Origin of the sequence: Nocardioides marmotae, from assembly GCF_013177455.1 — a bacterium.
GTDB classification, from domain to species: Bacteria; Actinomycetota; Actinomycetes; order Propionibacteriales; family Nocardioidaceae; genus Nocardioides; species Nocardioides marmotae.
The window spans coordinates 2,261,409-2,281,895 of sequence record NZ_CP053660.1; the positions used below are offsets into that span (position 1 = coordinate 2,261,409).

Consider the following 20,487-nt stretch of genomic DNA (forward strand, 5'->3'; position numbering starts at 1 on the left):
GGCGCCGCCTCCTACGGTCCTCGTGTGCGCATCCTCCACACCTCCGACTGGCACCTGGGCCGGTCCTTCCACCGCGAGGGGATGCTCACCCACCAGGCCGCGTTCGCCGACCACCTGCTCGAGGTCGTCGCCTCCGAGCGGGTCGACCTGGTGGTCGTCGCGGGCGACGTCTACGACCGCGCGCTGCCCCACGTCGACGCCGTCCGGCTCGCCGACGACGTGCTCGTCCGGCTCGCCGCCTCCCGCGCCCGGGTCGTCGTCTCCAGCGGCAACCACGACAGCGCCCAGCGGCTCGGCTTCAGCTCCCGGCTCATCGACGCCGCCGGCGTCTTCATCCGCACCGACCCCGCCGGGGTCGGCACGCCGGTGCTGCTCGAGGACGAGCACGGCCCGGTCGCGGTCCACGCGCTGCCCTACCTCGACCCGCACGCCGTCGCCGCCCCCTGGGACCTCCCCCGCCGCTCCCACGAGGCGGCGCTGACCGAGGCGATGGCCCGGGTCCGCGCCGACCTCGCGAACCGGCCCGGGGTCCGCTCGGTCGTCCTCGCCCACGCCTTCGTCGCCGGCGCCCAGCCCAGCGACTCCGAGCGCGACATCTCCGTCGGCGGCGTCTCGATCGTGCCGACCACGCTCTTCGACGGCATCGACTACGTCGCCCTCGGGCACCTCCACGGCCGGCACACCCTCACCGACCGGGTCCGCTACAGCGGCTCCCCGCTGGCCTACTCCTTCTCCGAGGCCGACCACCACAAGGGCTCCTGGCTCGTCGACCTCGCCGCCGACGGCGCGATCACCGCGGAGTACGTCGACGCGCCGGTCCCCCGCCCGCTCGCCCGGCTCACCGGCACGCTCGCCGAGCTGCTCGAGGACCCGCGCCACGCCCGCCACGAGGGCTCGTGGGTCCAGGCCACCCTCACCGACGAGGTGCGGCCGCTCCAGGCGATGGACCGGTTGCGCCGCCGCTTCCCGCACGCGCTGGTCCTCGGCTTCGCGACCCCGCCCCCGGGGCTCGGCGTCGCGCCCGCCGCGCGCACCGCGGGCCGCACCGACCACGACATCGCCCACGAGTTCGTCCGCGACCTGCGCGGCGCGCCGCCCACGGCCGAGGAGCGTGCGCTGCTCGACGCCGCCATCGACGCCTGCTGCGACGACACCGACCTCGACCGCGCCGTCCTCGGCGAGGCGGTGGCCCGGTGAGGCTGCACTCCCTCGAGGCGACCGCGTTCGGTCCGTTCGCCGACACGGTCCACATCGACTTCGACCGGCTCTCGGCCGCGGGCCTGTTCCTGCTGTCGGGGCCGACCGGCGCCGGCAAGACCAGCGTGCTCGACGCCGTGTGCTTCGCGCTGTACGGCGACGTCCCGGGCGACCGGTCCAGCGCCAAGCGGCTGCGCTGCGACGGCGCGGCCCCCGGCGTCGCCCCGCAGGTCGAGCTGGAGGCCACCCTCGGCGGCCGCCGCTTCCGCATCGTCCGCTCGCCTGCCTGGGATCGCCCGAAGAAGCGCGGCACCGGCACCACCACCCAGCAGGCCTCGGTCACGCTCTCGGAGCTGGTCGACGGCGCGTGGGTCCCGCTGTCCTCGCGGCTCGACGAGACCGGACACCTGGTCTCCGAGCTGCTCGGGATGAACCTCGCGCAGTTCACCCAGGTCGCCATGCTCCCCCAGGGCCGGTTCCAGGCGTTCCTGCGCGCCAAGTCCGAGGAGCGCCACGAGCTGCTCCAGCGGCTCTTCCGCACCGGACGGTTCGCCGACGTCGAGCGGTGGCTGCGCGACCGCCGGCTGGACCTGCGTCGCCGCTCGGAGTCCGCGCACCAGGGCGTCGCGGACCTCGCCAGCCGGGTCAGCGAGGTCGTCGGCGCTCCCCCGCCGTGGGACGTCCGCGACCTCACCGAGCCCGCCGGAGACGGCTCGCTGCTCTCCTGGGCCGGCGAGCTCACCGACGCCGCCTCCTCGTCCGCGGCCACCGCCGCCACCGAGGCCACCGCCGCCGGCTCGGTCGAGGCCGACGCCCGGCACGCCCTCGAGGCCGGCCGCGCACTGGCCGAGCGACGCGCCCGGCTCGACGCCGCCGCCGAGGAGCACCGCCGGCTGCTGGCCGAGGCCGACGCCGTCGAGCAGGACCGCGCGGTCCTCGAGGCGGCCCGGCGCGCCGCGGGCGTCGCCCCGGTGCTCCGCCTGGTCGACCAGGCCCGCTCGGCCCGCGACACCGCCGCCCGCGCGGTCACCCACGACGACCGCGACGCGCTGGTCACCGAGCTCGACACCGCCGTCGGCGCGGCCGCCCGGGTCGAGGCGCTGCGCCCGCGGGCGACCCGGCTGGCCACGCTGCGCGCCGAGGCCGGGCGGCTCGCCACCCGCTCCGCCGAGCTGGAGCGGCTCACCTCGGCCGCCCGCGCCCGGTGCGAGGCGGTCGAGGTGCAGGCCGCCCTCGACACGGTCGCCGAGCGGATCGCCGCCCACGCGACCGTGGCCCGCCTTCGGAGCGACCTGGCCGCCGCCCGGGAGGCCTGGCACGAGTCGCGCGAGGTCACGTTGGCCGCGCGGGAGCACGCCGTCGACGTACGCCGCGCGCGGCTGGACAGCATGGCCGCCGAGCTCGCGGGCGCCCTGGCGGTCGGCGCCTGCTGCCCCGTGTGCGGCTCCGACGACCACCCGGCCAAGGCCGTCGCCGGGCCCGACGCCCCCGACGAGCACGCCGAGAAGGCCGCCCAGCGCGCCGTTGACGACGCCGCGACCCTGGAGCACCTGCAGGACGGGAAGGTCCGCGATCTCGTCATCCGCCTCGAGCACGCCGTGGACGCCGCCGGCCCGGGCGACACCGCGGCCCTCGAGGCCGAGCGCGCCGAGCTGGCCCGTTCCCTGGAGCGGCTGCTCGCCTCGGCCGGTGGCCGGCCCGCACCGGACGCCGCGACCGCCTCCCGCGCCGTCGAGGAGCTGGTGGCCGAGTACGCCTCGGTGGAGGCCACCTCCCGCTCGCTCGCGGACGAGACCGAGCACCTCGCCGACGAGCTCGAGGAGGCGCTGGCCGACGCCGCGGAGTACACCACCGGCGACGCCACCGCCGACCTCGGCCGCCTGCTGCGCCGCCACCGCACGGCCGAGCGGGAGTGCCGCGCGGCCCTGGAGGCGCTGGACCGGCTCGCCGAGGCCGAGCGGGTCCTCACCGAGACCGAGGCGGCGCTGGCCGAGGCGGTCGCCGCGGCCGGGTTCGCCACGGCCGCCGACGCTTCCGCCGCGCTGCGCGACGCCGCCGCCTGCACCCGGCTCGAGCTGCGCCTCGCCCGCCACGAGCAGCGGCTCGCCGCCGTCACCGAGGTGCTGCGCGCACCCGGTTCGGAGGAGCTCGCCGCCACCGCGCCGCCGGACGTCGACGCCCTGGTCGCCGCGCACCGCGCCGCCCTGGCCGCCCTGCACGACGCCCGCGCCACCGAGGACCGGTGGACCACCCGCGCCGGCCGGCTCGCCTCGCTCCGCGCCTCGCTGGCCGAGGCCCTGGACGACTGGGCGCCGCTGCGCGCCGAGCTGGAGCTGGCCACCCGCCTGTGCGCGTTCGTCGAGGGCAAGTCGGCCGACAACCGGCTGCAGATGCGGCTCTCGGCGTACGTCCTGGCCTACCGCCTCTCCCAGGTCGTCGCCGCCGCGAACGAGCGCCTGGCCCGGATGAGCGACAGCCGCTACTCCCTGGAGCACACCGGACGCCGCGGCGCCGGTGAGACCCGCGGCGGCCTGTCGCTGCAGGTCCGCGACGACTGGTCCGGCGAGGCCCGCGACCCCGCCACCCTGTCCGGCGGCGAGACGTTCGTGGTCTCCCTGGCCCTCGCGCTCGGCCTGGCCGACGTCATCACCAACGAGGTCGGCGGCGCCGCGCTGGATACCCTCTTCGTCGACGAGGGCTTCGGCTCCCTCGACGCCGACACCCTCGACGACGTCATGGACACCCTCGACTCCCTCCGCGACGGCGGCCGCGTCGTCGGCGTCGTCAGCCACGTCGCCGAGATGCGCGACCGCATCCCCACCCAGCTGCTCGTCGCGAAGTCCCGCCACGGCTCGACCGTCTCGCTCACCGGCTGAGCCGGGCGCTCACCTGGTGGGGCCAGGTCTCTGCCCGTGCGCCCACACCGCCCACAAAGACGCATCTCGCTCTGCCACGAGGGCGGCCGCACCTCGATACCCGGTGTTGAGCGCGAGACCACCAGATCGAGCGCCTCGGCGCTGGGCCGACGCCTGCGTACTCCAGCGCGAGTGTCAGAGCGTCCAGACCGGACACTGGGGCGGGCCGGCGAATGGTTGATTCTGATCAGGACATTTGCTGGAGATCTGATTCTTGCCGGGACACTTGTCCGTGCCGGCGTAGATGTTCCTCGTCGACACCCGGCGCCCCTACTGCAGCAGACCCGCGCGCAGTCGGCTCGGATCACGCGACTCACTCGGAAACTTGCTGCAGATGCCCGGCTGCAGTGATTACATAGACGAGCCGTACACGGCGGCACCGGGGATCGGGGCTTGTTGGCCGGAATCGGTGGACTCTTCGACACTGACTAGGCGCAGGCATGACCCACCCCGACCCGAGCGACGAGCTGCTCGTGAAACTGAACGGCGAAGCCGTCCCCATCTCCCGGACCGGATTCGACCTGCTCTTCGACAACTCCCACCGCCGGGCATATGCCGACATCCGCCACGCCCGTGAAGATGGCTACATTCATTGGGCCGCCCTAGTGCACCACGCCCGGGCCGCCGACATCCCCTGGACCCTGTTCTTCGCCCCGGTCCAGAACATCCGCGCCCAGGTGAAACGGAAGACTGCACTGCTGCTCAAGGGCACGTCCAAGCAGGCATTCTCGATGAACTCTCGCCACGAAGTGCAGTTGGCTGACGTGGAGCTAATCGTCAAGGACCTGCTCCGCAAGCAAGAGCGCCTAAAGCGACTCGACTCCGGACTAGGGAGGAACAAGGTCGTCGGCTGCCTCGGTAAGCCCGCCATGACCAAGCGCTCAGTAGTGGAGGACGCCAGCATCCTTCGCGCCGCCCTCGGGTTCACGCTTGCGGAGCTACACGCCTACGGCAAGAAGGAACGGGCGTTCGCTTACCTCATTGAGCGATTCGAGGCCCAGCAGGTATTCGTGTCGCGCAACCAGCCCGGCTACATGCTCCAGCGGGTCCCGCAAGGCATCAAGTTCTCCGGGCTCACCGTTAAGGACAACAAGATCCCGTACCTGTTCCTGGCGTCTGGCGACGAAGGCGACTTCGAGCCTGAGGGGCGGAAGATTTTCACGATGGTCCTCCTTGCCGCCCTCATCGGGTACGGCACCTTCTCACCAGTCACGTTCGAAGATAAGACCGGTGACGGCGACATCAAGCGCGAGTACGAAGTCGCCGGTGAAGTTCTCATGCCCCGAGCCGAGCTCAAACGACTGTCGGTGCCTGACCTGGCGGCCGCCCGGGCGTACGCCGACGCTTACAAGGTCACCCCGTCTGCCTTTGTGATGCGCGCGTGGAAGCTGGGTCTCATCGACCGCGAAACGGCCGACGCGTGGCTCGAGGAACTAGCGCGGGCGTGGCGCGAACGCGAGAAGAAATCACTCGCCGGCCAAGCCACGCCGATCAACGCCATCAGGAGATACTGCGGTCATGAGTACTTCTCCCGCATGATTATCCAACTCGGCCTAGGCCGCATAGACGTTGGCGAGTTCCGGCGCAGCGTTTGCCTCAACCACCTGTCCGTCTCCGAGGTTCGTGACTTGGCGGGAGCATGATCGGCGACATTCGGCGCTATCTCTTCGACAACAACGCCCTGTTCCGTGTCCCTCGGACCATGCGGACATCCAAGGAGCTCCGGATGGTGGTGCGGTTCCCGTCCGAGGTGATCCATGAAGCCGGCCCGTACGCGACCAGGTACGACCTGCCGCCACTCGAGTACATGGCCACTTCGTCGGTGCTCCGGCACCTGAAGGACGTGATGGACCAAGTGCCGGCTGACGACTTTGAACTCATCGACTTGTACGCGGGCGAAGGTGCGGCTGACCCGCTTCTCGTCGCATGCGCCCTAGACGGTGCCGAGCAGCGCAGCCGGGTCCTCGTCGGTGAGGTCTACACGGTGGTCACCGACGACATCGCGGTCCGCGAAGCTTGCGAACGCCACCAGGTGAAGTGGATGAGCGCCGCAGACTTCGCCGACGAGTTGTCCCCGCGGGTCAGTGACTGAGCGCAAGCTTGGGTCGATCTCATCGGAAGGGCCGCCGGGCCTTGGGATGGGCAAGTGCGGCCGAATCGGCCCACGCGGCTCCACGAAGGTGCCTCAAACCGCCGCCTGTCCGCACGGATCTGCCGAAGTTGGACCGCGCAAAAGACCCCCTACTTGTACGGCGGCCTACGGAACAGCGGATGCGCGCGAAGGTAGATAATCGTCCCGAACCACGACAACGACAACAGAATAATGGCAAGGAGGCCCATGGCGATCTCCACTTGCCCCCCCTCGGGGTTCTGGCATCCGGGTCCCTGATAGTGGCACATGCTCGGATCGGTTCAAGGAGAGTTCTCCGCCGCGCTCCGCGCGCCTCCGTCCGAGAGGGGAGATCTCCGCGCGATCAGGTCGCTCCAGAGGTGCGTCTTTCCACCGCGATCGGCGACTGATCGGCGCGACCGCTCGAGCCGATGTCCGCGCGGCCGCTCGGCGCGCACCGCCAACTTCTTGGCAGGTGCCCGCCTATGGTCGATCCATGGAAGCCATCCCGCTCGCCGCCCTCCTCCCAGCGGGGCTGGACGCGACAGCCTTCAAGGTCCACTTCGCCGTCTGGAACGGCATCAAGCACCCGATTGATGTCCTAGCAACCAACCAGCAGGAGTGGCAGGGCTGGAACTCGTGGCGCAGCGTGAAGGACGACTTCAACCGTGAGTTCATTTTCTCGGTCGCCCAGGACAAGCACGACGCGACGCGCTGGCTCTTCGGTGGAATCTGGGAGGTCCTGGACCGTAAACCCGAGCAGCAGGCGCACTCGTACACCGTGGCGGTCCGGGAGGACCTCATGGGTCCGTTCATCCGCCGCCTCTACATCCGCCACAAGCGGACCGGCAGGAACATCCGACGCACGATGGAGTCGGTGCTGCCCACGATGTTCGTCTCGTCCATCCTTGAAGAGCCGTTCGCCGGCGACCCTTTCCCGGGGCACGACCGAATCAACCACAGCCTCGCCGACTTACAAGCTGTCGTCGCTCAAGCCCGGGCAGACTGGCGGATCGCGCTGGAGAGCATGAAAGGCGTCTACGTCATCCATGACAAGGAGACCGGACAGCGCTACGTCGGGTCCGCCTACGGCGACACTGGCGTCTGGCAACGCTGGTCGACGTACGCGGCAACGCTGCACGGCGGCAACGTCGGCCTGAAGGAGGTCGTCGACGCGAAGGGTGAGGAGTACTACCGGACCAACATGAGGTTCGCGCTCCTTGAGTACTGGTCAATGCGGACCGACGACGACCACGTCCTTGAGCGGGAGTCGTACTGGAAGGAAGTGCTTCACGCGCGATCGCTCGGACACAACAAGAATTGACCGGAGTGTGAGCGAAACGCTGGCCGCTCACCGTAGAACGCAGGTTCGGATCGGCCGCGCTGAGTGTGTCTTTTCGCCGCGACCAGGCCCTGATGGGGACTGTCCCGAGAGTCGCCCCCCGTTGCGGTCTCCGAAGACCGCTGTTGGCCAAGAATGGGGCAGATTCGTGCGGTCAATGACTGCGCGTGGTCGGCGTCACAGAGGCTGTCGCGGACGACGTCTCCGCGTCGGCTCGACCAGTCTCGGCTTCACCCCGCCAGAATCCGCAAGCCACCGCTTCCAGACCCGGTCGGACCCGTCGAGACTCCTGCCCACAGCCGACCGCGACGCCGGCACCCGGACCCAGAACTCGAGTCGTGCGTTGCGCTCACGACATGAACCCAAGCTAGAGCGTTCGGGTGTTTCGCATTGTTCGGGACCTCAGCTCCGCGATCCATTTGGGCGGCGAGTTCTTCTTGATCATTTCCCTGTCACACCGTTCGGGAGCTACGGCGAGTAGCGCACCGGAAAAGATCGCGTGCGACATACCGGCATCGGCTAACTGGGGCAAGTAGTACTTGGCTGCGCTCTTCCCGGACGGATGGGACCACCCGCCGTACAGCTGATCGACCATGCTCTGGAAGATCTCGAGCTGTTGTGGCGTTCGCTCGTCGGGGGTCGGGCGCTTGGTGCGCAGGTCCAGCGCCCCTAGCGCCATAGCCCAGCCCTTGAGAGGGAACGCCGGGTGCTCGGTAACCGCGATGCTGGATCCGTCGGCGCAGTCCATACCCCCGGCGACTTCTTTGGCGTAGCCGTTCGGGACCAGCGTGGCTCCCCTCGCTCCACCCCCTCGGTTGGTGACGATCTGTGCGCTGCGCGCGAACTGTGCGATCGCTCCCTGCCCTTCCTTGTAGTGATGCGCGTGGGAGGGGACCCGCAGGACAAGGGTGGTGTTGTCCGCCTTGGCTCGATGTAACACCCACGCGACGGCGAGCTGGTCGCGCCGGCGAAGCCAGTCGATCTCGGCTTCGCGGTCCGCCTCCCCGCTGTCGACTCCGGCGTAGTCAGCGTGTGGCGCCCAGGCAACGGCTTGAAACTCTTGCTCGCTCATGCACAGAGGCTAGGGAGGTGCACCGACTTTCATTCGAATCGCGTGTCCGAACTGTCCACACAATCGCGGTCCCGCTCGAGTTCGAACTCCGACTCTGCCGCCGTCAGGGTGTGGGCGACCTGAGTCTTTCCGCCGCGAGCCGGACGCCCGGGTGTGCTGATCAGCGGCCGTTGCGGGTGTCGACGCGATGGGGGTCCGTGGGCGCGCGGACGGCCGCGCTCACGAACGCTCGATCTCCCGAGCATGCTGGTGCGGTGACTATCCACGCCCTTGCTGCGGGGCCGCGCCATTCGCTGGGACTGCGGATCGATGGGACCGTCGCCTCGGCCGGGGCGGGGGCAGCGGGAGAGTCTCGCACCTTCGATTGGGCAGAGGTGGTGGCGGTGGCGGCTGGGAACGTGCACGCGGCGTCCAACACCGGGCGGTCGCACAGCGTGGGGTTGCTCGCGGGCGGCACCGTGACCGCGGTGGGCTGGAACGGGAACGGTCAGTGCGATGTGGCCGATTGGTGCGAGATCACCGCTGTCGCCGCAGGCTGGCGCTGGACGCTCGGGCTGCGGGCGGGCGGCACCGTCGTCGCTGCGGGACGTCGCGACGAAGGCGCATGCGATGTCGGTTCGTGGCGTCAGATCGTTGCGCTCGCCTGCGGGGACTGGCACTCGGTGGGCGTGCGCAGCGATGGGACCGTCGTGGCCAGCGGGAACGACCGCCGCGGGCAGTGCAGGCTCGAAGCTTGGCGTGACGTCGTCGCTGTCGCGGCGGGTTCGGTCCACACCGTCGCGCTCACCACGACCGGAACCGTCCTCGCGGCAGGATCGAAGTCGGCAGGTGCTTGCGAGGTAGATCAGTAGTCAGACGTCGTGGCCGTGGCCGCCGGCAGCCAGCACACGGTGGCCGTGACCTCGTCCGGCCGGGCGATGGCCGTGGGCAACAACGACGCGGGTCAGTGCGATGTCTCGACCTGGCGAGAGATCGTCGAGGTCGCTGCTGGCGCCAACCACACATTGGGGCTGCGAGCCGATGGCCAGGTAGTCGCTACCGGCGACAACGAGTACGGCCAGAGCAACGTCAGCAACTGGACCGCCATCGGGCGTCCTGCCTGACGCTGGCGAACTGCTGTCCATCGGAGCATCACGGTCTCCGCACCTGCTGCTGCTCATGCGTCCACGCTGGCTGCGTCCTTCCCCCGCGTGTCGGCCTGAGTCTGCCAGGCGATGAGAGATCGATCGCCGTGAGTGCGGCGCCTCCGCCCGTACTCATGGCGGTGGCACCTGGGCATCGACACCCACGCAACCGGAGCGAATGATGAGTCCGGTGACGCAAAGCGTGGACGATCCCACGGGCGGCGGGACGGAGGATGCTCTCGCCCCCTCCCAGTTGTCGGTCCGGAGCTGGCGACAACTGCTGGGGCGAGCCGCGAAGCATGTGGTGAAGGCCCGTCTTCCCTTCCTCAGCGCCGGGGTCGCGTTCTTCGCAGTCTTGTCGGTCGCGCCCGTGCTGGTGACCGCCCTCTCGGTCTACGGCGTCCTCAATACGCCCGCTCAGGCGATGAGTCAGCTCGCTCGTGGGGCGGAGGTGCTGCCGCCGCAGGTCGAACTGCTCGTCACCGACCAGCTGACCAGCATCACCACTGCCTCGACGGAGGTGCTGACGGTGCGCGGACTGGCCGGGCTCGCGCTGGCGCTCTGGACCGCCACGACCGCGATGGTGGCTCTCATCGATGCGTTGACCGTGGCCTACCACGAGACAGAGACGAGAAGTTTTCTGCGACGGACGTTCCTCGGCCTGCTGTTCGTCCTCAGCGGGGCGCTCCTGCTGGGCGCGGTGATCGCCGTTGCCGGCATGATCTCCCGGACCATCGAGGACTCTCCCAGCTACGTACGCGGGGTGGCGGCGATCGCGGCCTGGCCGATGCTGGCAGTTGTGATGGTCACGATGCTTGCTGTCCTCTACCGGTTCGCCCCGGACCGCAAGAGCCCCCAATGGCGATGGACGACGTGGGGAGCGATCGGTGCCACCGTGCTGTGGGCAGCCACCTCCGCTGCGCTGTTCACGTACGTGCAGAACCTCGGCACCTATGGGACCACCTACGGCTCGCTCGCCGGTGTAGCGATCAGCATGTTCTGGCTGTGGGTCACCATCCTGCTCATCGTGTTCGGAGCGGCTGTCAACGGTGAGTCGGAAAGGCAGACCGGGTACGACTCAACCACCGGTCCTGAGCGCCCGCCGGGCCAACGCAGAGCGGTGGTCGCCGACAGCACGCCGTCCCACCTCAACGAGCCCTGAGCTCGACCTGCGTCTATCCGCCGCGAGCCGGACGCCGTGGTGTTGAACGACTCCGCGAGCGCGTTGTCGGCCGAGGAGCCCACGGCGCCCATCGATTGGGTCACGCCGAGGTCGGCGCAGAGCTTGGCGTACGCCTTCGAGCAGTAGACCGACCCGTGGGCGCTGTGAAAATCGCGCCCGCCAGGGTGCCGCGGGTCGCAGCAGCGGCGTTGAGGGCATCCTCGACGAGCTCGGTGCGCATGTGGTCCGCGATCGCCCAGCCGGCGAGTCGACGTGAGTAGCAGTCGATCACGGTGGCCAGGTACAGGTTGGTGCCGTCGGCGAGGGGGAGGTAGGTGATGTCGCCGACGTAGCGCTGGTTGGGCGCCTGGGTGGTGAAGTCGCGCTTGAGCAGATCCGGGACCTTCTGATCGGCCGACAGGGTCGCTCCTGCTCAGAGTCCCGGCTGCCCGCTGGCCGGTGGACGTGCGTTGGCCCCCGGGTAGGCCGGCAGGGGTTGCGGCCCCGCGGTCAGGAGGTGGTGGTGCTGCCAAGCCCAGTACACGAGCTGCCCAGCGGCCACCGAGCCGAGCGAACCGAGCGCGAGGTCGCCCAGCGTGTCGGCGTACCGGTCGACGATGCCGGAGGTGCTGAGGAAGGCGTAGTACTCGGCGATCTCCCAGGCGAGCGCTGCGGTCACCCCGAAGGCGAGGGAGCGCTCGAGCACCTGTGCACGCGTCGACCGCGGCGGGAGAGTGAAGAGGATGAACGCCGCGGTCAGCACGCCAGTGTTGACGAAGTGCATCAGGTCGTCGAACCGTCGGACGGTGTCGTAGAGATTCATCCGGTTGCCCAGCGTGTCCGTGAAGCAGGTGAGGGTCACCATCACGTCCACGAGCCACGGGAACGTCACCCGGCGGCGCCAGCGCAGGAACCACGCGGCGGGGATGATGAACGCCGCCAGTGGATAGCCGACCGCCCGCGCGGTGGCGCCCTTGCCCTCGAGGTGGCCGAGCTCGGGGTACCGGAGCGCAGTCATCAGCAGGAGCAGGAGCATCACCTTGGCCGCCACGTCGAGGACAATGACGAGCCCCCGAACGGGAGGGCGGGCCGGGATCACGGTGAGTTCGCTCACACAGCCGACGCTAGCCGTCGTCATCGAGGAGCAGCACGGCGCCGATCTGCATCGGCACCGATCTGCGGTCCGTGGCGATACTGGTCAGATCGTTCGTCCAAAGCCGCGCATCGGTCGAACAGTCGGCCACGCCCCTGCCGTGTTGGCCTAGCCTGCGAACGTTGCGAAGGTCCAATGGTTGCCGTCGGGGTCAGCCACCGTGAAGTCGCGCGACGGATAGTCGGTCTGGTCGACGATCTCGCGCACGACTCTCGCGTCCAGTGAAGTTGCGCGAGCCAACACCGCGTCTGGATCTGCGGTCACCACGTGCAGCGAGGCGGTCCCCGGCCGGCACGGTGTGGGTCGCTCACCGGTGCTCGAGAGCAGGATCCGCCCACCCTCGGGCCAGTCGAGCTGGCAGTGGTGAATGGCATCCACACGCTCACCGGGAATCAGAAGGTCTTCGGCGAACCCGAGTTGGAGCAGCCAACCGCGAAGGGCCTGGGCGTCATCGCTGACGAGGCTCGCCCAGACGCTGTGCTGCCGCACCCTACTGACCCGGACGGTCATGATTGCCAGCGTACGTCTCCCGCGATCACGGCAATGTCGCGCGGTGCCGCGAGTCGAGTGGTTCCGAGGTGCGTCGCTCCGCCGCCACAGCCGCCGATCGACTGACGTGCTGATGTCGGTGGCCGATCGCCCCGCCGAGCGAGGATGAGGTCAGTAGCGCACGATCGGCTTGTGGGAGCCGAAGGCCATCACGAGGGCGACGATCCAGAGGATCACCGTCCAGCCACCCAGCAGGTTGATCCAGAAGATCGTCCAGTGGTTCGACTTGCCGCGCAGGGCCGCAACGGCCCACGGCAGCATGTAGCCGCCGGTCAGCAGGGCCACGACGACGGCGACGAACGCGCTGACCGGGCGATCACGTTGGTCGGTCAGGTAGTTGCTCACGCCGCCAGCCTACGAGGTGTCCCGAGTCGATCCGCGGCTGCGTACCGGGCCTTTTCGACTGGACGCAGCTGCGTCTCCAGCACGGTCTACGGTGACCGGATGCGCCTGGCCCGACGACGTACGCCGTGGGGGTCACCGGGCTCGGGGCGGGCTGCGCGCTGGGGAGCGCTGGCGCTGCTCGTGCGACCGGCCTACATCGCGACCGAGCTCGTCGTCGCGGCGGCCACGAGGGGCGGCTACAGCTTCCTGGCCGACTCGGTCAGCCGACTCGGCGAGGTCGGTTGCTCGGCGGCGTACTGCTCCCCGCGTCACGAGATCATGAACGGCTCCTTCATGGGCTTCGGGGCGTTGCTGGCCGGCGGTGCGGTGCTGCTCTCGCGGTCCCTGGGGCCGTGGGTCACGGGGCTGCTCGTGGTCTCCGGGCTGAGCTCGGTCGCCACGGGCCTGGCGCCTCTCGACCAGGACGCCACCCTGCATGCGATCGCCGCGACACCGCTGTTCGTGGCACAACCGGTCGCGCTGATCCTCCTCGGTGCGCGGATGCGGAAGGACCGGCCGCGTCTGGCCGGAACGCTCGTGGCGACGGGGGTCGTGACCGGCGCGGCAGCCGTGTCGTTCGTGCTCGCCGCCGACGGCCCCGCAGCGGGTGCCCTCGAACGCCTCGCCCTGTGGCCGGTGCTGGTGGGGCTGGCCGCTTTCGGGTGGACCCGGCTCGCTGCCGATGGTCGCACGGAGCCGGCGCCGGCGACGGGCGAGAGCCGCACCCTGGCGCCCGGGTAGCCCTGGCGGTGGTCCATACTTCCGACGTGTCGGCCTCGTCAGAGACCGGCTCCGCGGACGTGGTGTAGTTGCAGCACGCTTCCCTTCCAGGGAAGGGGTCGAGGTTCAAATCCTCGCGTCCGCTCCATGCTTCGAAGCCGCCTCGGGCTCGCGTCCCCGCGACCGCGGACGCCGTACCCTCTCGCTGTGGTCGGCGCGGACGTGTCGACGCGCGTGCGTGTCCACCTCCCGCTCGGCCGCTTCAGCCACGCCGGCGCGACCGTTCCCAGCTTCAGCCGGGAGTGGGGTGACGACTACTTCAGCCGGACCGCCACCCCCGCGCTGCGGGTGCCGGACTTCAACATGTCGAGCGTGTCGCAGGCGCTGTGATGGCGCCGCGACCGGCCTACTGCGCCCGCCGCCGCGCCCTCGCCAGGTCGTCACCGGCCAGCTCGAAGACGCGGGCCATCTACGCGAGCCTGCGGTTGAGCTCCCGGTAGAGGTGCGCGAGCTTGGCCCGGATCGAGGCGATCTCCTCGGCGTACGCCGTCGGGGCGGTCAGCCCGGCCGCCACCTTCGCGCTGATCGAGTGGTACTCCTTCCACAGGTCGACGTACGGCGCGAGGTGCGCCTGAGCGCCCCACTGCAGCCGGTCGAAGTCATGGTCGTGACGCGCCAGCTCGGATGCGTAGGCCTCGTAGGCGAACAGCCGGCCCGCGTCCGTCAGCCCCGTACGGCGCACGTAGGTCTCGTTGGCCAGTCCGGGGTCGCCCGCCTCCAGCGCGTCGAGCGCCAGCTGCAGGCGCGTGGCGTCGCGCTGCACCTGCTCGTGGGGAAAGACGTACTGGTCGAAGACGTCGAGGGCCACGAGCCTGCGCAGGATCATCCGCTCGGCCCTCATCATGGCGTCGCCCACATCGCGCTGGTGGGCGACCTTGCCCCGGGCCAGGCGGGCGTCGAGGCGCTCGGCGGCGGACCGGAACCGGGCGACGGCCTCCTGCAGTGCGCTGACGAGCGGCTGGTCCACGCCGGGGAGCTCGGCGAGGCCGACCTCGGGCTCGGGGTGGTAGTCGATGCGTGCCTCGGCCTCGGTGGCCCGCGCCACGAAGTCGAGGATGGGCAGCGTCGACCGGTCGTGCTCCACCCAGATGTCGTTGACGACCTCGACGTTCATGCGCAGGTAGTCGAAGTCGACGTTCTCGATGAGGTCGAAGTTCGTGTGGTAGTTGTGCGTGAGGTACTCGGTGCCGACCGTGTTGAAGTAGATGCTGGGGATTCCCGCGGCAGCCAGCGTGAAGTGGTCGGCGTTCGCCCAGATGACGTTCTGCGAGAGCGTGCCGTACGGCGTCCGCGCGGGGTCGGCCTCCAGCTTCTCGACGGCCTGGGCCAGGAGCTCGCCGTGGGTGCGGATCAGCAGCCGCTCCCCCGGGTCGCCGGTGCCGAGCAGCTCGAAGTCCAGCGACAGGATCGCCTTGCGTCCCCAGTCCGGACGTTGGTGCGTCACGGCGTACCAGGCACCGATCAGCCACTCGTAGTAGGCGTCGGTGTAGCCGTACTCCTCGTTGGTGCTGGCGAGGAAGAGCAGCGTCCGCCGGGGCTTGAAGCCTGACTCCTTGATCGCCTTCACGGTGCCGAGCATCGCGGCGATCGCGGTCGCGTCGTCGGCGGCGCCTCGGAACCAGGCGTCGTGGTGGCCGGTGAAGATGATGAACTCGTCCGCGCGGTCGGTGCCGGGGACCGCCCCGAGCACGTTGTAGCCCACCCCTCCCTCGGCTGCGCGGGTGAGCTCGACGTCGGACCTCAGGCGGACCCGCGTGGTGCCGGCGGCGATCCGGGCGATGAGGTCGTTGGCGGCGTTGCGGGTGACGAAGACGAAGGGCACCCAGTCGTCGTCGTAGGTGCCGTCGAAGCTGAGCAGGCCGTCGTCGCGCTTGTTGTAGTAGGCCCCCTCCGCGGTGCGACCGGTGTAGAAGATGACTGCCAGCGCGCCCTCCAGCGTCGCCTGGTGACCGTGCCGGTTGACCCAGTGGTCGCCGAAGGCCCAGTCGACGAGCACGATCTTGCCGGTGGCGTCGATCCCCTCGTAGTCGGCCGCCTGGCCGGCACCGACGTCGATGACCTCGGCGGTGATCCCGCCGGCGGGCGTGCCGGGGACGCCTCCCCACGAGCTCGCCTCGAACCTCGGTCCGCCGCCCGCCACCGTGACCGAGGCGCCGCGGAAGACCCACCGGTCGATCGGGACCGGCAGCTGGGCAACCTTGCGCATGCCGAGGCGGCGCATCTCCCGCTCGATGTAGTCGGCCGCCTCGAGGTTGGCGGGCGAACCGCCGGGCCGCCAGCCGTCCGCGGTGTCTCCGAAGCGGGTGATCCGCTGGGTGACCCGACGCATGTACCCGGTGTCGAGCGCCTCGTTCAGGGTGGTGACGTCCCCCCGCCACGGCTTGGCGGCCTGCGGCGCCGCAGCTGCCGACCCCGCCGGCCCAGCCCCGACCACTCCGGCCGCCACGCCGGCCGCCCCTGCCGCCAGCGCGCGCCGTCGCGTGAGGCTGGCCGCGACATGTCGGTTCATCGCCTCGGTGACGGGGGCCGGCTCTCCGAGGTCAGCCGGGTCCGGAGCGTCGGCACCGTGTCCCAGGACGAGGCTCAGGTCGGCGATGTCCTGCAGCGCCCACCACCGCCCCGTGTCAGCTGGTCCGAGAGGGTTCGTCGGGCTGGGGTGGGGCTCGCGTTCGGGCATGGTGGCCTCTTGTTTCCGCTGGCCGCCGGAGGGTTCCGGCGATTCCCCAGGGGGTGCTTGCCAACGTAGGACTGCCCGGTCTCCCCGGTCAACGGATCGCGGGGGGCACCCCGCGGACCACCACCCACGAGCTCGGCGACGTGCGCGGGCACCGCGGCACCGTGCCGGCCAGCAGGATCAGCCGGGAACGCCGCCGGGTATCGGTGCGTCCGGAAGCCGCCTCGGGGTCGCCTCCCCGCGACCGCGGACGCCGTACCTTCTCGCTGTGGTCGGCGCGGACGGGTCGGTCCGCGTAGATCTCCACCTCCCGCTCAGGAGGGCAACCAAGCATTCCTGACTGGTGTCCCAGGTGGACGACGACAGGTGGGTGGAGAGGGTGCCGGTGAGACGCAGAAGCGTGGCGGCGTGGTGCGGGACACTGCTGGCGGCCACGGGTTGTTCTGCCGGAGGTGAACCGGACACCGGCCCGCCTCCCGCTCCCGAACGGTCGACAGCCTCCCCCACATCGACTCCCTCACCTCCGCGAGCCCTCGACCCGATCCCCGACGCCCTTCGGCTGCGGCTCCCGACCGCGACAGTGCCGATCCAGGGGGCTATCGACATCGACCTCATGAGCGCCGTCGCGGCCCCGACGGTCGACGAGGCACCCGTCGGGACAGCGATGCTGCTCGCGCAGCTGCTCCCCGACTCGACGGACGAGGACCGCGACACGATTCGCGTGGGCCACCCCTACCTCATGACACGGACGGGCGACTGGCGGCAGCTCGACCTCCAGCGGTACGGCTTCGGTGCCGTCGCCTACCTGGAGCTGTCGACGGCGATCTCGTCGGACGGCCGGAAGGTGGCTCTGGCGGACCCGTCCGGGCTCGTGACGGTCGACCTCCAGAGCAACGGGTTCCGACGGTACGACCTGCCGGTGGATCACGCCGTCGCCCTGGAGTGGTCCGCGGACGGGGCGACGCTCTTCCTCAAGGACCGGACCAGTAGCAGGCGACCCTGCGGGCCGAAGGGCTGCGCCCTCGACGTGACCACCGGCGACCTCGGTCCCGTCCCGTACGACCTCTTCCACACCACGCACGGCGGCGCGGGGCAGGCGTTCGAGGTGAAGGGGTCGGCCAGGAGCCGCCCAGCGCGGATCATCACGCACCACGCAGGCGGGACGTCCACGGTCGCTGAGCTGGGACATCGCACCTCGTCGTACACCGCTGGTGGCCCGGCTGCCGGCAGGCACGTCGCGTTCTCCCACTGCTCCGCCCGGCCCCGGGCGCGGGACAACGGCGGCGTCGTCGTGGTCGAGCCGTCGGAGGGCACGGTCGTGGCCATGCTCGCCAACGGGCAGGGGCGTCAGTGCCAGCTCGTGCCGCAGGCGTGGCTCACGGACCGCACCTTGTTGGTCGACGACTGGAGCAGCGGAGACCTCTGGCTGTGGGACGTGCCCAGCGGACGCGTCTCCACGGTGGCGACGTCACGCACGCCTCTCGTGCACGTGCAGGTCGCGCGCGAGGTCATGGCTCAGCGTTTCGCAGCGACCCTGCGTCCCTAGCGCCTCCCGGCCCGCACCGGCCCGCACCGGCCCGCACCGGCCCTAGGGTCTGCGCATGGACGACGAGGCTCAGAGCCCACCACTCGGTTCGGCTGCGCCACCGACACCCCAGGAGTGGCGCGTGCGCGTCGACCTGGCCCTGTGGGGCGGAGGAGCGTTGGCCGCCGTGGGCGTCGTCGCAGGGTTGCGGATGGCCCTCGCGGACGGGGAGCAGACCACGCTGGGGGTCGCGGTCGTCGCCCTGTCGCTGCTGCTCTGGGTCCTGCTGTGGCTGACGTGTGCCGTCGCGCGGAACGTCGGCTCCCCGCAGGGCCCCGAGCCGGTCCGACCCTCCTCCCCCGGCGGCACGTAACAGCCCGACGTAGAGGACCTGACGGTCAGCGCGGCAGCGGGGTGTCGGTGACGGTCGTGCCGGGGTCGAGCGGGTCCGTGAGGGTCGTCGGAGGCGGTGGCGCGTCCTCGGGGGCGCCGGCACGCGCGTCGGCGAGGATGTCGGGCGGGACGTGCTGCTCGAGGTAGCGCCGCCCGGCGCGGGTCGCGGGGTGCATGGCGGCCGCGGCGACACCGACGATGGCGGCGATGGTGAGCCAGCCGACGGCGCCCCACTCCATGGCGAGGAAGCCGTAGACGGCCGGCGCCCAGAACCGGCCGAGGGTGTTGCCGAGCTCGGAGACGCCCTGGTAGTCCCCGCGCCTGCGGGGGTCCATCAGCTCGGCCTCGAAGGTCCACCCCGAGGCGGAGAGGTACAGCTCGGCCCAGGTCAGCACGATGTGGCCGACGAAGAACAGCACGACCGTGACCCAGCCGACGGTCTCGTGGGTGGCCAGGGTGACGATGCAGGTCAGCGCGAAGAAGACCGCGGAGAGGCGCACCGCGCGCAGGGCGGTGTCGATGTCGCGGATGCCGCGCGAGGTCAGCCGGGGCAGCACGATGCACATCACCGTGTTGGTGGCGAAGAGCACCGCCACGAGCTCGTGCGGAGCGTCGGTCTCCAGCACCAGCCACAGCGGGATCACCGTGTGCAGCAGCACCTGGTTCGACCACAGCACGCCGGTCAGGAACGTCACCGCCAGCCAGCTGCGGTTGCGGATCGCCGGCGGGCCCTCCGGCTTGCGGCGGGGCTCGGTCGAGCGGACGTCGTGGGAGGCGTTCGGGAGCCGGAGGATCGCCACCGCGTTGACCAGGAAGAGGACCGAGGTGAGGAGCGGGGCCCAGCGCAGCACGTCGGAGCCGAAGGCGATGGCGCCGCCGCTCAGGAACGCCCCGATGCTGAAGCCGACGTTGAGAGCCGAGTACATGTACGCCCGGGACTCCACGCGCTCGGCCGGGGGCAGCACGTCGAGGACGTACGCCCCGTGGGCGGCCCCGCCGAGGCTGCCCGCCAGCTCCATCACCACCGCCAGCGCGATGAACTGCGGGAAGCTGTCGATGAAGGGCCAGGCGAGGAACAGCGCGCCCTGCAGCACGGCGCTCAGCGACCACATCCGCTTCGGGCCGAAGTGGTCGACGAGCTTCCCGGCCGGCACCGCGGCGAAGAAGCTGGCGATCGCCGCCACCGTGAGACCCACACCGACCTGCCCCAGCGACAACCCGAGGATGACGCCGAAGTAGACGGCCGAGCCCGCGAGGAAGGCGCCCTCCCCCGTCGCGAAGAGCAGCGACTGGACCGAGAGGCGTCCGGCGAGGGTGGACGGAGGCTTGACGTAGTTGCGGAGCGCGGTGAGCATCGCTGGAGATTCTCTCCTGGAGCACCGACATCGTCGCGCGATTTTCGGACGGCGCGCCGGGGCTCGCTCCGGCAGGCGGTCAGGCCCAGCGGAAGCGGTCGACCAGGCGCGCCCCGAGCGGCATCTGCCGCAGCTCGGTCACCGCGAGCAGGCCGAGCGCGGCGCCGACGACGTCGAACAGCAGGTCGTTCACGTCCGCGACGTGGCCGCCCGCCAGCGTCTGCGCGGCGACGTACTGGCTCACCTCGATCGTGAGGCTGCACGCGGTCGCCACGGCCAGCACCCGGGCGCCCGACCACCGCGGCGCGACGAGCGCCAGCAGGATCCCGACCGGGACGAAGACACCGATGTTCATCACGGCGTCGGCGACCTCGTAGTCCGACAGCAGGTCGAGGTGGAGCGAGTCGTCCCACCGGGCGGTGCGCGCGGGCTTGTCGAGGTAGATCGGGAAGACGGTGTTCGCGACCACGCCGGCGGCGTACACGCACGCGGCGAGCGCGACCGCCGCGCGGGGCGCCGTCAGCGATCCCCGCCGGTGCAGGCGCCAGACCAGGACCACGAGCACCACCCCGGCGAGCGGGACCACCACCGGCAGCACCGACACCTCATGGAACATCCTGGCTCCTCCCCTCCCTGCGGGCCGCACCTGTCGACCTCGACCAGCCTGCCCGCCGGGACCGGGACGCGCCTCGGCCGGAGGTGCCGGACCGTCGGCCACAGGTACCGCGTGGGACCGGCAGCCCCGAGCTGCA

At 70.6% G+C, this 20,487-nt stretch carries 19 protein-coding genes, 1 tRNA gene and 1 pseudogene; 13 read left to right on the top strand and 8 right to left on the bottom strand.

Annotated features, from left to right (window positions below):
* Window positions 1-24: 24 nt before the first annotated feature.
* From HPC71_RS10960 to HPC71_RS10980, 5 genes are all read left to right on the top strand, one after another.
* Window positions 25-1,197 (top strand): exonuclease SbcCD subunit D, encoded by a 1,173-nt coding sequence (locus tag HPC71_RS10960; RefSeq protein WP_171896690.1) that lies wholly within the window; start codon window positions 25-27, stop codon window positions 1,195-1,197.
* Window positions 1,194-4,073: an AAA family ATPase gene (locus HPC71_RS10965; protein ID WP_171896691.1), complete on the top strand. Its 2,880-nt coding sequence runs from the start codon at window positions 1,194-1,196 to the stop codon at window positions 4,071-4,073. The genes HPC71_RS10960 and HPC71_RS10965 overlap by 4 nt, the downstream gene beginning before the upstream one ends.
* A 479-nt stretch (window positions 4,074-4,552) precedes the next feature.
* Window positions 4,553-5,755 carry a hypothetical protein gene (locus HPC71_RS10970; protein WP_154614263.1) on the top strand — a complete coding sequence of 401 codons (1,203 nt, stop codon included), beginning with the start codon at window positions 4,553-4,555 and terminating at the stop codon, window positions 5,753-5,755.
* A complete protein-coding gene (locus HPC71_RS10975) occupies window positions 5,752-6,204 on the top strand; it encodes a hypothetical protein (protein ID WP_154614262.1) in 453 nt (150 codons plus the stop codon). Before HPC71_RS10970 ends, HPC71_RS10975 begins: the two co-directional genes overlap by 4 nt.
* Window positions 6,205-6,718: 514 nt before the next feature.
* Window positions 6,719-7,546 (top strand): GIY-YIG nuclease family protein, encoded by an 828-nt coding sequence (locus HPC71_RS10980; RefSeq protein WP_154614261.1) that lies wholly within the window; start codon window positions 6,719-6,721, stop codon window positions 7,544-7,546.
* 385 nt (window positions 7,547-7,931) lie between these two features.
* Here the strand turns inward: HPC71_RS10980 and HPC71_RS10985 are convergent, their stop codons facing one another.
* Complete coding sequence (locus tag HPC71_RS10985; RefSeq protein WP_154614260.1) at window positions 7,932-8,636, bottom strand: hypothetical protein; 705 nt, start codon at window positions 8,634-8,636, stop codon at window positions 7,932-7,934.
* 254 nt (window positions 8,637-8,890) lie between these two features.
* On the opposite strand from HPC71_RS10985, the gene HPC71_RS10990 reads away from it, so the two are divergent.
* The 3 genes from HPC71_RS10990 (at window position 8,891) to HPC71_RS10995 (ending at window position 10,922) form a co-directional block, all read left to right on the top strand.
* Window positions 8,891-9,487 (top strand): RCC1 domain-containing protein, encoded by a 597-nt coding sequence (locus tag HPC71_RS10990; RefSeq protein WP_216656391.1) that lies wholly within the window; start codon window positions 8,891-8,893, stop codon window positions 9,485-9,487.
* 9 nt (window positions 9,488-9,496) lie between these two features.
* The gene (locus HPC71_RS20900; RefSeq protein WP_216656392.1) at window positions 9,497-9,739 is read left to right on the top strand and encodes a hypothetical protein; all 243 of its coding nucleotides are present in this window, start codon (window positions 9,497-9,499) and stop codon (window positions 9,737-9,739) included.
* A gap of 223 nt (window positions 9,740-9,962) precedes the next feature.
* A complete protein-coding gene (locus HPC71_RS10995) occupies window positions 9,963-10,922 on the top strand; it encodes a YihY/virulence factor BrkB family protein (protein WP_216656393.1) in 960 nt (319 codons plus the stop codon).
* A 35-nt stretch (window positions 10,923-10,957) separates the two neighbouring features.
* Here HPC71_RS10995 and HPC71_RS11000 read toward each other — a convergent pair.
* The 4 genes and pseudogenes from HPC71_RS11000 to HPC71_RS11015 all read right to left on the bottom strand — a co-directional run.
* A pseudogene (locus HPC71_RS11000) lies at window positions 10,958-11,331 on the bottom strand (DDE-type integrase/transposase/recombinase); the annotation flags it as partial.
* A gap of 24 nt (window positions 11,332-11,355) precedes the next feature.
* The gene (locus HPC71_RS11005) at window positions 11,356-12,036 is read right to left on the bottom strand and encodes a DUF2238 domain-containing protein (RefSeq protein WP_154614258.1); all 681 of its coding nucleotides are present in this window, start codon (window positions 12,034-12,036) and stop codon (window positions 11,356-11,358) included.
* A gap of 147 nt (window positions 12,037-12,183) precedes the next feature.
* Window positions 12,184-12,585 (bottom strand): VOC family protein, encoded by a 402-nt coding sequence (locus HPC71_RS11010; RefSeq protein ID WP_154614257.1) that lies wholly within the window; start codon window positions 12,583-12,585, stop codon window positions 12,184-12,186.
* A 150-nt stretch (window positions 12,586-12,735) separates the two neighbouring features.
* On the bottom strand, window positions 12,736-12,969 hold the full coding sequence (locus HPC71_RS11015; RefSeq protein ID WP_171896692.1) for a superinfection immunity protein: 234 nt from the start codon (window positions 12,967-12,969) through the stop codon (window positions 12,736-12,738).
* 99 nt (window positions 12,970-13,068) lie between these two features.
* Between HPC71_RS11015 and HPC71_RS11020 the strand changes: the two genes are divergently transcribed.
* The 3 genes from HPC71_RS11020 (at window position 13,069) to HPC71_RS11030 (ending at window position 14,118) form a co-directional block, all read left to right on the top strand.
* Window positions 13,069-13,749 carry a DUF998 domain-containing protein gene (locus tag HPC71_RS11020; protein WP_154614256.1) on the top strand — a complete coding sequence of 227 codons (681 nt, stop codon included), beginning with the start codon at window positions 13,069-13,071 and terminating at the stop codon, window positions 13,747-13,749.
* Between the two features lie 53 nt (window positions 13,750-13,802).
* Window positions 13,803-13,876 (top strand) — tRNA-Gly (locus HPC71_RS11025).
* Window positions 13,877-13,962: 86 nt separating this feature from the next.
* Window positions 13,963-14,118, top strand: a complete 156-nt coding sequence (locus HPC71_RS11030) for a hypothetical protein (RefSeq protein ID WP_154614255.1) — start codon at window positions 13,963-13,965, stop codon at window positions 14,116-14,118.
* Window positions 14,119-14,197: 79 nt separating this feature from the next.
* On the opposite strand, the gene HPC71_RS11035 is transcribed toward HPC71_RS11030, so the two are convergent.
* Window positions 14,198-16,117 carry a M20/M25/M40 family metallo-hydrolase gene (locus tag HPC71_RS11035; RefSeq protein WP_154614254.1) on the bottom strand — a complete coding sequence of 640 codons (1,920 nt, stop codon included), beginning with the start codon at window positions 16,115-16,117 and terminating at the stop codon, window positions 14,198-14,200.
* A 688-nt stretch (window positions 16,118-16,805) separates the two neighbouring features.
* On the opposite strand from HPC71_RS11035, the gene HPC71_RS11040 reads away from it, so the two are divergent.
* Window positions 16,806-18,008, top strand: coding sequence for a hypothetical protein (locus tag HPC71_RS11040; protein WP_154614253.1), 1,203 nt, complete (start codon window positions 16,806-16,808; stop codon window positions 18,006-18,008).
* A 121-nt stretch (window positions 18,009-18,129) separates the two neighbouring features.
* Window positions 18,130-18,360 carry a hypothetical protein gene (locus tag HPC71_RS11045; protein ID WP_154614252.1) on the top strand — a complete coding sequence of 77 codons (231 nt, stop codon included), beginning with the start codon at window positions 18,130-18,132 and terminating at the stop codon, window positions 18,358-18,360.
* A gap of 25 nt (window positions 18,361-18,385) precedes the next feature.
* On the opposite strand, the gene HPC71_RS11050 is transcribed toward HPC71_RS11045, so the two are convergent.
* Both HPC71_RS11050 and HPC71_RS11055 read right to left on the bottom strand, forming a co-directional pair.
* Complete coding sequence (locus HPC71_RS11050; RefSeq protein ID WP_154614251.1) at window positions 18,386-19,735, bottom strand: MFS transporter; 1,350 nt, start codon at window positions 19,733-19,735, stop codon at window positions 18,386-18,388.
* Between the two features lie 79 nt (window positions 19,736-19,814).
* On the bottom strand, window positions 19,815-20,351 hold the full coding sequence (locus tag HPC71_RS11055) for a VanZ family protein (RefSeq protein WP_154614250.1): 537 nt from the start codon (window positions 20,349-20,351) through the stop codon (window positions 19,815-19,817).
* Window positions 20,352-20,487 lie beyond the last annotated feature (136 nt).

What these genes read in the sequence shown, in the direction of transcription:
- HPC71_RS10985 (WP_154614260.1), bottom strand. Translation starts at nt 8,636, where the DNA reads ATGAGCGAGCAAGAGTTTCAAGCCGTTGCCTGGGCGCCACACGCTGAC.
- HPC71_RS11055 (WP_154614250.1), bottom strand. Translation starts at nt 20,351, where the DNA reads ATGTTCCATGAGGTGTCGGTGCTGCCGGTGGTGGTCCCGCTCGCCGGG.
- HPC71_RS10975 (WP_154614262.1), top strand. Translation starts at nt 5,752, where the DNA reads ATGATCGGCGACATTCGGCGCTATCTCTTCGACAACAACGCCCTGTTC.
- HPC71_RS11035 (WP_154614254.1), bottom strand. Translation starts at nt 16,117, where the DNA reads ATGCGTCGGGTCACCCAGCGGATCACCCGCTTCGGAGACACCGCGGAC.
- HPC71_RS11010 (WP_154614257.1), bottom strand. Translation starts at nt 12,585, where the DNA reads ATGACCGTCCGGGTCAGTAGGGTGCGGCAGCACAGCGTCTGGGCGAGC.
- HPC71_RS10970 (WP_154614263.1), top strand. Translation starts at nt 4,553, where the DNA reads ATGACCCACCCCGACCCGAGCGACGAGCTGCTCGTGAAACTGAACGGC.
- HPC71_RS10980 (WP_154614261.1), top strand. Translation starts at nt 6,719, where the DNA reads ATGGAAGCCATCCCGCTCGCCGCCCTCCTCCCAGCGGGGCTGGACGCG.
- HPC71_RS11050 (WP_154614251.1), bottom strand. Translation starts at nt 19,735, where the DNA reads ATGCTCACCGCGCTCCGCAACTACGTCAAGCCTCCGTCCACCCTCGCC.
- HPC71_RS11020 (WP_154614256.1), top strand. Translation starts at nt 13,069, where the DNA reads ATGCGCCTGGCCCGACGACGTACGCCGTGGGGGTCACCGGGCTCGGGG.